The organism is Microbacterium aquimaris (genome assembly GCF_039531285.1).
GTDB lineage: Bacteria > Actinomycetota > Actinomycetes > Actinomycetales > Microbacteriaceae > Microbacterium > Microbacterium aquimaris.
Genome location: NZ_BAAAPT010000001.1, coordinates 1,640,961 through 1,654,718 on the forward strand (window position 1 = coordinate 1,640,961; position 13,758 = coordinate 1,654,718).

12 protein-coding genes are annotated in these 13,758 nt (G+C 70.1%); 9 read left to right on the plus strand and 3 right to left on the minus strand.

Going from position 1 to position 13,758, the window contains the following annotated elements; translation table 11 throughout:
• Nucleotides 1-87: 87 nt before the first annotated feature.
• Entirely contained in the window at nucleotides 88-996 is a 909-nt protein-coding gene (locus ABD204_RS07550; RefSeq protein WP_194424013.1) for a Bax inhibitor-1/YccA family protein, read from the minus strand.
• A gap of 157 nt (nucleotides 997-1,153) precedes the next feature.
• Here ABD204_RS07550 and ABD204_RS07555 point away from each other — a divergent pair, with 157 nt between their 5' ends.
• Together ABD204_RS07555 and ABD204_RS07560 are read left to right on the plus strand one after the other, a co-directional pair.
• Nucleotides 1,154-2,149 (plus strand): glycerophosphodiester phosphodiesterase family protein, encoded by a 996-nt coding sequence (locus ABD204_RS07555; protein WP_194424014.1) that lies wholly within the window; start codon nucleotides 1,154-1,156, stop codon nucleotides 2,147-2,149.
• Nucleotides 2,150-2,306: 157 nt separating this feature from the next.
• Complete coding sequence (locus tag ABD204_RS07560) at nucleotides 2,307-3,053, plus strand: hypothetical protein (protein ID WP_194424015.1); 747 nt, start codon at nucleotides 2,307-2,309, stop codon at nucleotides 3,051-3,053.
• Between the two features lie 15 nt (nucleotides 3,054-3,068).
• On the opposite strand, the gene ABD204_RS07565 is transcribed toward ABD204_RS07560, so the two are convergent.
• Nucleotides 3,069-3,473 (minus strand): YccF domain-containing protein, encoded by a 405-nt coding sequence (locus tag ABD204_RS07565; RefSeq protein ID WP_194424016.1) that lies wholly within the window; start codon nucleotides 3,471-3,473, stop codon nucleotides 3,069-3,071.
• A 422-nt stretch (nucleotides 3,474-3,895) separates the two neighbouring features.
• Here ABD204_RS07565 and ABD204_RS07570 point away from each other — a divergent pair, with 422 nt between their 5' ends.
• From ABD204_RS07570 to ABD204_RS07600, 7 genes are all read left to right on the plus strand, one after another.
• Nucleotides 3,896-4,456, plus strand: coding sequence for a response regulator (locus ABD204_RS07570; protein ID WP_194424017.1), 561 nt, complete (start codon nucleotides 3,896-3,898; stop codon nucleotides 4,454-4,456).
• Nucleotide 4,457: 1 nt separating this feature from the next.
• The gene (locus ABD204_RS07575; protein ID WP_194424018.1) at nucleotides 4,458-6,494 is read left to right on the plus strand and encodes an ATP-binding protein; all 2,037 of its coding nucleotides are present in this window, start codon (nucleotides 4,458-4,460) and stop codon (nucleotides 6,492-6,494) included.
• 10 nt (nucleotides 6,495-6,504) lie between these two features.
• Nucleotides 6,505-7,383: a CHAD domain-containing protein gene (locus ABD204_RS07580; protein ID WP_194424019.1), complete on the plus strand. Its 879-nt coding sequence runs from the start codon at nucleotides 6,505-6,507 to the stop codon at nucleotides 7,381-7,383.
• Nucleotides 7,384-7,426: 43 nt separating this feature from the next.
• Nucleotides 7,427-9,898 carry an ATP-dependent helicase gene (locus tag ABD204_RS07585; protein WP_194424020.1) on the plus strand — a complete coding sequence of 824 codons (2,472 nt, stop codon included), beginning with the start codon at nucleotides 7,427-7,429 and terminating at the stop codon, nucleotides 9,896-9,898.
• 53 nt (nucleotides 9,899-9,951) lie between these two features.
• Nucleotides 9,952-11,055, plus strand: coding sequence for an SseB family protein (locus tag ABD204_RS07590; RefSeq protein ID WP_194424021.1), 1,104 nt, complete (start codon nucleotides 9,952-9,954; stop codon nucleotides 11,053-11,055).
• Between the two features lie 121 nt (nucleotides 11,056-11,176).
• Complete coding sequence (gene ligD, locus ABD204_RS07595; RefSeq protein WP_194424022.1) at nucleotides 11,177-12,202, plus strand: non-homologous end-joining DNA ligase; 1,026 nt, start codon at nucleotides 11,177-11,179, stop codon at nucleotides 12,200-12,202.
• Between the two features lie 33 nt (nucleotides 12,203-12,235).
• The gene (locus ABD204_RS07600; protein WP_194424023.1) at nucleotides 12,236-12,709 is read left to right on the plus strand and encodes a nitroreductase family deazaflavin-dependent oxidoreductase; all 474 of its coding nucleotides are present in this window, start codon (nucleotides 12,236-12,238) and stop codon (nucleotides 12,707-12,709) included.
• A 4-nt stretch (nucleotides 12,710-12,713) separates the two neighbouring features.
• Here the strand turns inward: ABD204_RS07600 and ABD204_RS07605 are convergent, their stop codons facing one another.
• A complete protein-coding gene (locus ABD204_RS07605) occupies nucleotides 12,714-13,757 on the minus strand; it encodes an ATP-dependent DNA ligase (protein ID WP_322597545.1) in 1,044 nt (347 codons plus the stop codon).
• Between the last annotated feature and the right edge of the window lies 1 nt (nucleotide 13,758).

Sequence of the window (13,758 nt, forward strand, 5' to 3'; positions counted from 1 at the left end):
ATCGAGAGAGTGCGGTCGGATTCTGGTTCCGGGAACGACGAAGGGCCGCCCCGGTCGGGACGGCCCTCCGTGTGACGCGGGGAGAGGTCACTCACCGCCGCGCACGATGGCGATGATGCGCAGGATCTCGACGTAGAGCCACACGACGGTGACCATGATGCCGAAGCCGCCGAGCCAGCCCATCTGACGGGGTGCGCCGTTGCGCACGCCCTGCTGGATCTGGTCGAAGTCCAGGACCAGCGAGTACGCGGCCATGATGACCACGAGCAGTCCGATGATGACCCCGAGCGGGATGCCGAAGATCGTCACTTCACTGCGCAGGCCGAAGGCGCTGTCGGTGACGCCGAACAGCATGAGGCCCACGTTGACCAGCGAGAAGACGAGGTAGCCGACCATGGCGATCAGGAAGATCTTGGTCGCACGCTTCGAGGCGCGGATCTTGCCGCTGGCGAACAGTGCCAGGGTGACGCCGACGACCACGAGGGTGCCGAGCGTGGCCTGGGTGACGATGCCCGGGTAGATGAACTCGAAGAACGCCGAGATGCCACCGACGAACAGGCCCTCCGCCGCGGCGTAGGCGAAGATCAGGCCGGGGCGGACCTTCTTGCGGGACGTGAAGATCACCACGAGCGACAGGACGAAGCCTGCCAGACCGCCGATGATCATCGGCAGAGCGGTCGGGACGGGGTTCTGCGCCGTGACCGGGGACATCGTCCACAGCCATCCGGCGACGGCGCCGACCAGGAGGATCGCGAAGAGGCCGACCGTCTTGGCGACGGTGTCCTCGACGGTCATGCGGCCGGTGTCGGTCGATCCGGCCGGCGGTGCGGCGTACATGCCCTCCAGGTGGGCCTGGGCGGCGGCGTCGGTGCCTGCGCGCTGCGCGGTCGAGGTCGCACCGCCCAGGTTCGCGGCGTTCGCACCTCCCGGGTAGCGCTGCACCGCGCGCGAGTCCTGGAACGCCGGGTTGTTGAATGCGGGGTTGTTGAGGGCCACTGCTCTCACACTCCAAAGTCGCGGGGTTTCACAGCATCGTGCTGCTGTTCAACACTAACCGACCCGCGATATTCCGCGGGAGTCGGGCGGCTGTGAGAGGGCTATGAACGGTCCCCGCGTCGGTGGGGCGCCGGGCCGGTCACCGTAGCCTGGACACGTGTCCCGTCCCCTCGTGATCGGCCATCGTGGCGCATCCGGATATCGTCCCGAGCACTCGCGCTCCGCGTACGAACTCGCCCTCGCGATGGGTGTCGACGCGGTCGAGCCGGATGTGGTCGTCAGTCGCGACGGCGTGCTGGTCGTCCGTCACGAGAACGAGATCTCCGGCACGACGGACGTCGCCGACCGGCCGGAGTTCGCCGGCCGTCGCACCACGAAGCTGATCGACGGGGTCCAGTGGTCGGGCTGGTTCGTCGAGGACTTCACGTGGGGGGAGCTGTCGACCCTGCGCTGTCGGGAGCGCTTGCCGAAGCTGCGCCCCGGAAGTGCCGCGCACGACGATCGGGATCCGGTGCTGCGCCTGCGCGACGTGCTCGATCTGGTGCGGGTGCGCGGCGGCGGAGAGGTCGGCGTGGTCCTCGAGATCAAACACGCGACGTTCTTCGCGGACCGGGGGTGGGATGTCGCGGAGCTGGTCGCGGCCGAACTCGGTGCCGCAGGCTGGGGCCAGGGGGCGCCGCCGCTGACGATCGAGTCGTTCGAGCAGACCGTCCTCGGCCACGTGCGGGCCCGTGGGGTGTCGGCGACGTTCGTGTATCTGCTGGAGGCATCCGGTGCACCCGCGGATCTCGTGGCGCGTGACGGCGTCGACGCCGCGACCTATGCCTCGCTGGCCGCGCCGGAAGGGCTGGACGCTCTGCGCGACGCCGTCGACGGGATCAGCGTGCACAAACGAATGCTGCTGGCACCGGACACGCGGGGTCGCGTCACCGATCGCTCGCGGATCATCCCGGATGCGCACGCGCGCGGACTGTCGGTGTTCACCTGGACCTGCCGTCCCGAAAACGCCTTCCTCACGCCGCAGTTCCGCAACGGGCTCGACCGCGCCGCCCGGGGCGATTGGCAGGGCGAGTGGGCGTTGCTCAGGGACGCCGGCGTCGACGGCGTCTTCGTCGATCATCCCGACCTGGGCGTGGACCTGTTCCGGCGGTGACCCGCTCCCAGGACGGCCCGCATCCCGCGCGTCGGAGAGTCGGCGCGATGTCGGAGGATGTGGGCTGGATCCTCCGACATCGGCTCGAAACTCCGACATCGCGGCGGCGGGGTTGCTGTGGTAATGAGCGGCGCCGCGCATCGGCTACCGTGATCACATGACAACGGCGGCACGGCGAGGCATCCTCGCTGTGGCCACCCTCCTGGTCCTCCTCTCGCTCGGCGCGGTCTTCGCGGTGGTCGTCCCCGAACCCGATCTGCGTCGCTGGGTGGGCGTCCTCGAGCAGGCGTCGTTCGATCCGGTCACCGCGCCGGAGCGGGCAGAACGCGACGCCGCCATGGCCTGGGTCGCCCGTGTTCTGCTGGCCCTGGCCGCGGCATGGCTCGTGATCGGGATGCTCGCCGCCCGGACCCGCCTGGTGCGACGGCCCGGTGCCGCCGCCGCGCGATCGACCTGGTTGTCCTCGACGCGCCCCTGGCGCGCGCGTGAATCGACGCTCGGGATGCTGCCGCTGGATCGTCGGCTGACCTTCGGCGTCCCCGCCGCGCTGCTGGTCGGCACGAGCGTCGTGCAGGCCTCGTTCCTCGCCCTCACCGAGCTGGTGGTCACCCTGCTGGCCTGGGGGGTGTTCGCCGTCTCGCTTCGCCTTCTCGCGTGGGGCAGGTCGCCGTGGCCGGTGTTCGCCGCCGCCGGCGGTGCGCTGGTGGGTCGCTGCGTCGTGGTGCTCTCGGCCATGTCCGTCGCCGGTCCCGGGGGCTTTTGGAGCACGGTGTGGGCGGACCCGGTGTCGCGGACGGTCTACGTCGCCGTCGTGTTCGCCCTGTTCGTGTGGGTCTTCGTCGCGGCGGGCTGGGCGCTTGCGACGCAGCTGAAGCGCCCTCCGCGCGGCACCGTCACCCGCTGACGCCCCGCCGCGCCCTCAGGAGCGCACGACCGGCACGGCGCGCGCCTGGTCGACGTCGACGATGTCCTTGCCCAGGGGCATGAGGGAGATGGGCACGAGCTTGAAGCTGGCGATGCCGAGCGGGATACCGATGATGGTCAGGCACATGGCGATACCGGTCGCGATGTGGCCGATCGCGAGCCAGATCCCCGCGAAGACGACCCAGATGACGTTGCCGAGGAAGGAGCCGACGCCGGCGCCGGGCTTGTCGACGATGGTGCGGCCGAAGGGCCAGAGGGCATAGAGGCCGACACGGAACGACGCGATCGCCCAGGGGATGGTGATGATCGGGATGCACAGCAGCACACCCGCGAGCAGGTAGGCGAGGAACATCCAGAAGCCCGACAGGACGAGCCAGATGATGTTGAGGAGAAGACGCATGACCCCATCTTGTCGTGCTCTTCGGGAAAAGCTCTGACAACGACACTATGAGCCGCTATAAAGTTATGTATGCTCGAAGAGATCGTGACGGACACCGACGGAGGGGGAGGGCCTTGAGCCTCACTGCCGAACCCCCCATCAGGCAGTCCCGCCGTTGTCGTCGCGTATCCGGCCGGGCGTGCGTGCGGCGCGCCCGGCCGTCATCGTCGATGCCGGTACCCGGTGCGATGCCCGGGCCCTCCGCTGGTCGAGCGCGCGGGGTCGAATGCCCCCAGTCATGTGACCACCGCCCGCTCCCTCGGATGCGGCCCCTGCCGGCTTCCGACACCCGGACATCGTCCGCGTGTCGCGCGGTGCCGGCATCGATGATCCTCTTGCCCACCCCTCGCATGAAACTTCATAAAGTCTTGTATGCTCATCCCGTGCTCACGACATCCGAACTTGTCTCCCGCATCCGCGGCGCGAACGGCGACACTCAGGAGGGCCTCGCCCGTCGCCTCGGAGTGTCCTACCCGACCATCAACTCCTGGGAGCGCGGCCGCAGCGAGCCGCATCCGGCACGGCGCCGGGAGCTCGAAGACCTCGCCGAATCCCTCGGCATCCGCGCCGAGCTGTCGGTGCTCGTCATCGACGACGACCCTGTCACCTCGGAGATCGTGCGTGCCGCGACCCGACACGTCGACGCGTCGGTGACCGTCGGTGCTGCGCTGGACGGCTGGGAGGGCCTGGTGGCGTGCGGGGCGCAACAGCCGAACCTGCTCTTCCTCGATGTCATGATGCCCGGAATCGACGGCCTCGAGGTGGCTCGTCGCCTGCCGGCGATCGAAGGGCTCGAGAAGATGCGCGTCGTGTTCGTCACCGCATCGCAGAGCGCCGATGTGCTCAACCGCGCCGCCTCGCTCGGACACGCCGTGCTCAACAAGCCGCTCGAGTTCGATCAGCTCGCACGGGTGATGACCGAGACCCTCGACGCGCAGGACTGACGTGCCGGGGGTCGACTCGTCGGTACTCGGCGACATCGTCGCGGGACTGCCCGTCGCGGTGTACCGCACCACCGTCGAGGGGGAATTCGTCGCCGGCAACGACGCCCTCGTCCAGCTGTTGGGCGCCGAATCGTTCGAGCAACTGGCCGGCGTCAGCGTGCGCGATCTGTACGCCGAGCCGACGCGGCGTGAGTTTCTGCTCGACCGTGCACTCGCCGGGGAGGCGGTGCCGGCGGAACGACTTGAATTACGCCGCCTGGACGGCTCGTCCGTCTGGGTGCGGGTCCGCTCGCGGTCCGTCCCGGGTCCGGACGGCGAGGTCGCCTTCTTCGAGGGGGTCATGGAGGACATCTCCAGCCTCACCCGCGCAGACCACGAGCTGACCCGCTCGAACGCGCTCCTGCACGCGGTCACCTCGATGCAGACCAGCTTCCTCGCCGGCGACGCCCTCGCCGCGCTCTTCGACGACGTGCTCCACGCACTCATGGACTCCCTGGGCGCCGAGCACGGCATCATCGCGGACGTGCGCGGCGACGCCGACGGCGCCCACCTGCGCAGTTGGGCGACCACGCGGTTCCACTGGGACCGGCGCCAGGGGAGCACCACCCTCCCCGACGGGCGGCTGATGTGCGAGATCCCGGTCGAGGGGAATCCGCTCGGGCATGTCGTGGCCACGCGGATGCCGCTGCTGTCCAACGACCCGGGCGTCGCGGCCTCCGGCGTGCCCGAGACCGTCCAGGATCTCCACAGCATCGTCGCGGTGCCGATCGTGCGCGGCGGGGCGGTCTTCGGGGTGATCGCACTGGCCAACGCCGCCGGCGGATTCGACGACTGGGCGATCGAATACCTCACACCGGTCGCCGCCGCCGCCGGAAGCCTCATCGCCGCGACGGAGGCCGAGGACGAGCGCCGGTGCGCGGAGCAACGGGAGAAGGACATCACGCAGCTCGCGCGGGCGATCTTCGCCGAAGCGGCCGACGCGATGCTCACGTTCGGCGACGACGGTGTGATCCAGGGGGCCAACGCGGCCGCAGCGGAGATGTTCGACACGACGCGGGAGGACCTGATCGGTTCCCCGTTGCGGCGACTGCTGCCGCAGGGCACCGGGCGCGAATACCGGGAACGGACGATGACGGCGTTGGAGACCGGCGGCGCGATCGCGCTGTCGGTGCGGACGGTGAACGGCGCCGAAGTCGACGTCGAGGTCACCGTCGTGCGTGCGACGGTGTCGGGATCACCGGTGACCGCTCTCATCGGCCGTGACATCGCCGAACGCAAGGCCATCGAGTCGGAGCTGCGTCGTGCACGCGACACCGCCGAGCGGACCGCCCGCGCCAAGGACGACCTGCTTGCGGGGATGAGTCACGAACTGCGCACGCCGTTGAACTCCGTGATCGGACTGGCCTCCATCCTCGGCCGGGGGATCTACGGCGACCTCGCCGAGAACCAGCTCGACGCGGTCCGCAGGATCGAACGCAGCGGACGGCATCTCCTCGGGATCATCAACGACATCCTCGACGCGGCGAAATCCGAAGCGGAGGGCCTGACCCTCGACGCGGTCGAGGTCGATGTCGTCGACGCGGTCCACGAGGCGGTCTCCGTCGTGCGTGACATGGCCGATCAGCGTGAGCTCACCCTCCACGTGACGACACCGCCGGTGCTCCCGCCCATCACCGCCGATCGTCGGCGGGTCGTCCAGGCGCTCATCAACCTCCTCGGCAACGCCGTGAAATTCACGTCCGTCGGAGGACGCGTCGACGTGACCGTCGAGTGGCGTGACCGGATGCTCGCGCTCGTCGTGCGCGACGACGGGATCGGCATCGCGCCAGACATGATCGAGGCGGTGTTCGAACCGTTCGTGCAGATCGACTCGTCGCTGGCCCGGCGCAACACGGGAACCGGCCTCGGACTCACCCTCACCCGGCGCATCGCGCGCGCCCACGGCGGCGACGTCACCGTACGCAGCGAACCCGGCGCGGGGTCGGAGTTCACCGTCACCCTCCCCGCGGACGGCCTGCCGGCGGTGACGCGCCCCTAGAGTGAGTGCCATGACGCGCCCGTCCGGCCTTCGCTCCGACGACCTCCTCGCGCGGATCCTGCGCACCGCCGCGGACGAGCTCGAGGCGACACGTGCACCGATGCTCGAAGACCTGCCCGACGCGCTCCACCAGCATCGCACCCGGGTGCGGCGGCTACGCAGCGTGCTCGCGGGCTTCCGCGATGTGCTGGACGAGCCGGCCGCCGAGCGCCTCCGCGTGCTCTATGCCGAGTGGGGCAGTCAGCTGGGCGTCGCCCGGGATCTGGAGGTGCTCGCCGCCGCCGCCGAGGCGGCGCTGGTCGAGCGCGACGTCGGCGACGGTCCGACGTTCGAGCGGCTCGTCGAGGCGCCGCGCGTGGAGTACGCACGCGCGCACGCGCGACTCGTGCAGCTGGCCGACCTCCGCCGCGCCCGTGAACGGGCCCGGCTGCTGGAGGCGTTCGTGGCCGAGAGTCGCGTCGAGGACGGCGCATCGCCTGCGGAGGGACCGGCGATCGACGTGTTGCGACGGGAGGCGCGTCGGGTCGGCCGCCGCGCCGAGGCGCGCGACGGGACAGACGCGTCGCTGCACGCGCTGCGCAAGGCGGGGCGCCGCTTGCGCTACATCTCCGAGGCGATCGCGGCCGCCGCGCCCGACCTGCATCCCGGCGAGGTCGCAGCCCTCGCCGAGGCGGGCGACATCGTGCACGATCGGCTGGGCGCCCACCGCGACGCCCGAAGCTTCGCCCGGTTCGTCGAGCGCGAGGCGGTCCTGGCCGGCCGGGCCGGCGAGCCGACCGAGGTCTACGACGACATCGTCCGCGCGGCGCGCGAGCAGGCCGCGGGCGGGCCCCCGGCCCTGAAGAAGCCCCTGGCCCGCATCGGCGATGCCCGCCGCGCGCTGCGGTGACGCCCGAGGCGATGTCGGTGGGGCGCCCTAGACTGGTGACGCAATGACCGACGCCTCTCCGGCCGCCTCCGACGCGGCATCCGTGCCCCTGATCGTCGGCGCCGACCACGGTCCCCGTCCCGGGGAGAGCCGCGTCGACGCGGACCTCGTCGAGGGGCTCAACCCGCCCCAGCGCGAGGCGGTGACCTACCGCGGCAAGGCCCTGCTGATCGTGGCCGGCGCCGGCTCCGGGAAGACCCGCGTGCTCACCCACCGCATCGCGAGTCTGCTGCGCACGCGTGAGGCGTGGCCGAGTCAGATCCTCGCGATCACCTTCACGAACAAGGCCGCGGGGGAGATGCGCGAGCGCGTCGAGCAGCTCATCGGAGACCGTGCCCGCGGCATGTGGATCTCGACCTTCCACTCCGCCTGCGTGCGCATCCTGCGCCGGGAGGCCGAACAGTTCGGGTTCACCCGCGCGTTCACGATCTACGACTCCGGAGACTCCCGGGCGCTCATCAAGAGGCTCGTGAAAGAGCACGAGGCGGACGCCTTCGGGCTGACCCCCGCGGCGGTCCAGTCGAAGATCTCCAAACTCAAGAACGAGCTGGCCGATGCGGAGTCGTACGCACGCCAGGCGAACATGAGCGACCCCGCCGAGCGGGTGTTCGTCGAGGTCTTCGGTGACTACCAGCGGGCGTTGCAGCGCGCGAACGCCTTCGACTTCGACGATCTGATCGCGCAGACGGTCTACCTGTTCCGGGCGTTCCCGACCGTCGCCGACGTCTACCGGCGTCGGTTCCGGCACATCCTCGTCGACGAGTACCAAGACACCAACCACGCCCAATACGCGCTCATCCACGAGCTCACCCGCCCGCCGGGCGCCGACGCCGAGCCCGTCGACGGCGGCGGAGGCATGATGATCTGGGACGCCGAGCCCGCTGAGGGCGACGCGGCGTCGCTGACGGTGGTGGGCGACTCGGACCAGTCGATCTACGCGTTCCGCGGTGCCGATATCCGCAACATCAGCGAGTTCGAGCGGGATTTCCCCGGTGCCAAGGTGGTGCTGCTGGAGCAGAATTACCGGTCGACGCAGAACATCCTCTCGGCCGCCAATGCGGTCATCGGCAACAACTTCGACCGCAAGGAGAAGAAGCTGTGGACCGACGTCGGCGCGGGGGAGCAGATCGTCGGGTTCACCGGGTACTCCCAACACGACGAGGCGCAGTTCGTCGCCGATGAGATCGAGCGACTGCACCGCGACGGCCTGGACTACTCCCAGATCGCGGTGTTCTACCGCACGAACAGCCAGTCCCGCGCGCTCGAGGAGATCTTCATCCGGGCCGCACTGCCCTACAAGATCATGGGGGGGACCAAGTTCTACGAGCGCGCCGAGATCAAGGACGCCCTCGCCTACCTCATCGCCGTCGCCAACCCCGCCGACGAGATGGCGGTGCGTCGCATCCTGAACAAGCCGCGCCGGGGGATCGGCGAGGTCACCGCGACCGCGATCGCCCGGTACGCCGCCGACGAGCAGATCACGTTCCGTGACGCCCTCGCAAACGCCTCCGCACTCGGCGTCGGCCCCAAGATCCAAGCGGCGATCACGCAACTCGACGCGGTGATCGCCGAGGCGTCCGACCTCATGCTGCCGCGCTCCGGAGAGATCGCGCCGCCGACCGTGGTGGCCGAGGGCCTGCAGCTCCTGCTGAACCGGTCCGGGTACTCCGATGCCCTGCGTGCCAGTCGCGACCCACAGGACGAGGCCCGTCTGGAGAACCTCGACGAGCTCGTCGCGGTCGCCCGTGAGTTCGCCCGCAACAACCCGGAGGGGACCGTCATCGACTTCCTCACGGAAGTCGCACTGGTCGCCGACGCCGACGACCTCGACGACGCGTCGGGGTCGGTGTCGCTGATGACGCTGCACACCGCGAAGGGCCTCGAGTACGACGCCGTGTTCCTCACCGGCGTCGAAGAGGATCTGATCCCGCATCGCATCTCGGCGGGCGAGCCCGGCGGACCGCAGGAAGAGAGGCGACTGTTCTACGTCGGCATCACCCGCGCCCGCAAACGCCTCTACTTGTCCTTGGCGATGACCCGGGCGCAGTTCGGCGAGGTCACCGTCGCGATGCCCAGCCGCTTCCTCCAGGAGATCCCGGCAGAGCTGCTGCACTGGCGCCAGTCGCCCGGTGATGTCAACTCCCGCGGCGGCACCCGCTCGCGGGCGCTCAACTCCCGCGGCGGGTCGTCACGCGGTGGGGGCGGTGGCCGCTACGGCGACGACCTCGCACCGCTGGGACGTCGGGAACCGAAGGCGGGCCTGGAGAAGTTCACCAACCGCATCCCGTCGAAGGTCCGCGACAACGGCGACATGGTGCTCGCGCCCGGCGACCGCATCCGTCACGACGACTTCGGCGAGGGACGCATCGACACCCTCACCGGCGAGGGGGCCAAGCGCGTCGCGCACGTGCGGTTCGACGCGGTCGGTCCCAAAAAACTCCTCGTGAAGATCGCGCCGATCGAGAAGATCGGCTGAGAGCACGCCGCATCCGGATGGCTCCGCGCCGCCCACGGGATAGTCTCGAGGGGATGGCTTTCTTCTCCCGCCGCAAGCGCGAAGACTCCGAGCCCGATCGTTCCCGTGAGGGAGCCTCCGAGCCGACGGAGTCGACGGACGCCCCGAAGACCGATGACGACGCCACGTCGAGCCCGGAGGTCGACGCCGCAGAAGCGGCCGCGTCGGTGAACATCTCGATGTCGTCCTTCCGCGGCCTCGGCGGCGGGCAGGCCACGCCGACCGCCCCGCGCGGGTCGGACGCCTCGTCATCGATGGTGGCCGACGCCCAGGCGTCCCGGCCCGGCGCGACCGACAACGCCACGGCGACCCCGAAGCAGGGCGGTCCGGCGCGTGCCGAGTCGATCCCCGGGGTGCGTGACAACGTGCCCGTCCGTGAGGCGATCAGAAAGCTCCCGGACACGGCGCCGGCGGACGGTCTGCTCGAGGTCGCCCGCCAGCTGCTCCAAGGTCATCTCTTCCTCCGCGTCAAGGGCGATGCCCGGGCGCTGCTCTCGGAGGGCAAGAACCTGCCGCTGGCGGTCACGAAGATCGGCGAGAAGCAGTTCGTGCTCGCCTACAGCAGCGGAGCGGCCCTGCAGAAGAGTCTCGCCGCCGACAACGACGCGCAGACCTCGGCGGTCGGCCAGCCGGTCTCCGCCGTGCTGAAGTACGTGCTCAGCGGCACCTACGCCGGACTCATCATCGACCCGGCCTCCGCCCCCGCGCGGGCGGTCGTGCCGCGCGAGCTGATCGAGAAGATGCTCGAGCAGGCCGACGAGAAGCTCGCCATCAAGACGCTGCTGTCGAGTCCGCGCACCGACTCCACGCCCGAGGCGGTCGTCGAGGCGATCCCCGGAGCCCGTCTGTGGGTCGCGGTGGGCAAGGCGCCCGACGGCGAGAAGATGGGCATCGCCCAGGGCCGCGCCGACGACGGCACGCGGTACCTGGAGGTGTTCACGCACCCGCTCGAGGTCGCGGCGATGAAGCGCAAAGACCAGCCGGCACCGGTGACGGCCGCCCAGCTGGCCGGCGCCCTGACCGCGGACCCGGAGATCGGCGGCATCGTCATCGACCCAGGGGGTCCGTGGATCCGGTTGAGCCGCGACCAGCTCGCGCCGGTCATCGCGCTCGCCTGACCCGCACCCCCACACGAAACCACCCCTGCTCGTCGAGACCACCCGAATCGGCGTCGAAACGGGGTGGTTTCGTCGCATCGAGGTGGTTTCGTCGATGCGGGGCTCGCCCTAGGGTCGGGATATGGCGTCCGAGCGCATCACCCTGACCGTCCCCGGGCCGCACGGCGACAGAGAGGTCGGGCTGTCGAGCCCGCGGCGTGAGTTGTGGCCGGATTCGGGGATCACCAAGCGCGACCTCGCCGAGTACATGATCGCCGTCTCCGGGCCGTTCCTCACCGCGAACGGCGATCGCCCGGTCTCCCTCGAACGCTTCCCCGACGGAATCGACGGTGAGCGCTTCTACTCCAAGAACCCACCCAAAGGGGCGCCGGATTTCGTCGAAGCCGCGACCGTCACCTACAACAGCGGGCGCAGGCATCCGCAACTCGTGCTCACCGAACCGGCCGCGACGGTGTGGGCGGTGCAGATGAACACCGTCGTGTTCCACCCGTGGGCATCCCTCGCCGCCGATACCGACCGGCCGGTCGAGCTGCGCATCGACCTCGACCCTCACGGTGCCACCGACTTCGACGACGCCGCGGCGGTGGCACCCGAGCTTCGCGCCGTGCTCCGGGATGCGGGGCTGGAGCCCTGGGTGAAGACCAGTGGGAGCCGGGGGCTGCACGTGTTCTGCCCCATCGAGCCGACCCACGAGTTCCTCGATGTCCGGCACGCCGTCATCGCGGTCGGCCGTGAGCTCGAGCGACGCCTCCCCGAGCGGGTCACCACGGCGTGGTGGAAGGAGGAGCGCGGCGATCGGGTGTTCGTCGACTTCAACCAGGCCAATCGCGACCGCACGATGGCCGGTGCCTACAGTCCGCGGGCGCTGCCCGGCGCGCCGGTGTCGACCCCGATCACGTGGGAGGAACTCGAGGCCGGGGTGGACCCGGCGTCGTTCACCGTGCGAAGCATCCCGGAGCGGATCGCGACGGTCGGCGATCCCTGGGCGGACCTCGCCTCACGGCCCGGACGGATCGACACTCTGCTGGAGTGGTGGGCGGGCGACCTCGACGCCGGACTCGGCGAGCTGCCCTTCCCGCCGGATTTCCCGAAGATGCCGGGCGAGCCGCCCCGGGTGCAGCCGAGTCGGGCGAAGAAGGATCGCTAGGCTCATCGACACACCGCTCATGGAAGGACGGTCATGACCGACGCGCAGGCGCCCCTGCTCGACCGCGTGTTCGCGCGCCTGCTCGCCACGCCGTGGCTGATGAGGCTACCGATCCCGATGTACCGCCATGGGCTCGGGTGGATGCTCGGGGACCGGTTCGTCATGATCGAGCACCTCGGGCGCTCCAGCGGCGAGCCGCGATTCGTCGTGGTCGAGATCATCTCGCGCGAACGCAACGTGATCCGGGTCGCGTCGGGGTTCGGGACCCGATCGCAGTGGTACAAGAACCTCGTCGCGAACGGCGTCGCATACCTGTCCACGGGGAGGGCCCGCCGCGTTCCGGCGCACGTGCGCATCCTGTCCGGAGACGAATGCGACCGTGTGCTGGCCGCGTATGCGCTCGCGAACCCCACGGCCTGGAAGCACCTCAAGGGCGCGATGGACAGCATCGCCGGCGGCGACGCGGGGATCCCCGTGATCGAATTCACCCCGCCTCGAGCCGAGTGAGCGGTCAGACGAGGACGTCACCCAGGTCGTAGGCGGCGACCGTCTCCAACTGGTCGTACGTGCACGACGACGGTTCGCGCTCCGGCCGCCAGCGGGCGAACTGCACCGTGTGGCGGAAGCGGTGCCCCTCGAGCTGGTCGTAGCGAACTTCCAGGACGCGTTCCGGGCGCAGACGGACGAAGCCCGCGTCTCGACCCCCCGAAAACCTCGACTTCTCGGCCTCGCCGGTCACCGCCACCCCGTCGTCGTTCCGGACGACGAGGGGCTCGAGCTCGTCGATGAGCTCCCGTCGCCGTTTGTCCGTGAAGGCGGCGACCCCGCCGACGTTCCACAGCTTCCCGTCGCCGTCGTACAGGCCGACCAGGAGCGAGCCCACCCCGGATCCCGACTTGTGCACCCGATATCCGAACGTGACGACGTCGGCGGTGCGGGCGTGCTTGATCTTGAACATCGCGCGCTTGTTCGGTGCGTACGGTTCGGCGAGGGGCTTCGCGATCACGCCGTCCAGGCCGGCGCCTTCGAACTGCGCCAGCCACTGTTCGGCGGCGGCCGGGTCGTCGGTGGTGCGGGTCACGTGAACCGGATGCGGCACGTCCCCCAGCAGATCGACCAGCTCGGCGCGACGCGCCCCGAACGGTTCCGGCTGCAGGTCGCGGTCGCCACGAGCGAGGAGGTCGAACGCGACGAGCATCGCCGGGGTCTGCTCCGACAGCATCGTCACGCGCGAGGCTGCGGGGTGGATGCGCTGGGTGAGGGCTTCCCAGTCGAGACGCTCCGCGCCGGTCGGGCCGGTGGGGACGACGATCTCCCCGTCGATCAGGCACGGCTCGGGGAGGATCCGGGTGAACGCCCCAACGAGTTCCGGAAAGTAACGCGTGAGGGGCTTCGCCCCGCGGCTGCCGATCTCGACGCGCTCGCCGTCGAAGGACACCAACGCGCGGAATCCGTCCCACTTCGGTTCGAAGCTGAGGCCTCCCGGCGTCTTCGCCGGGTCCGGAACCGTCGGCACCGACTTCGCGAGCATCGGCTGCGGGATCTGGTAGGTCACG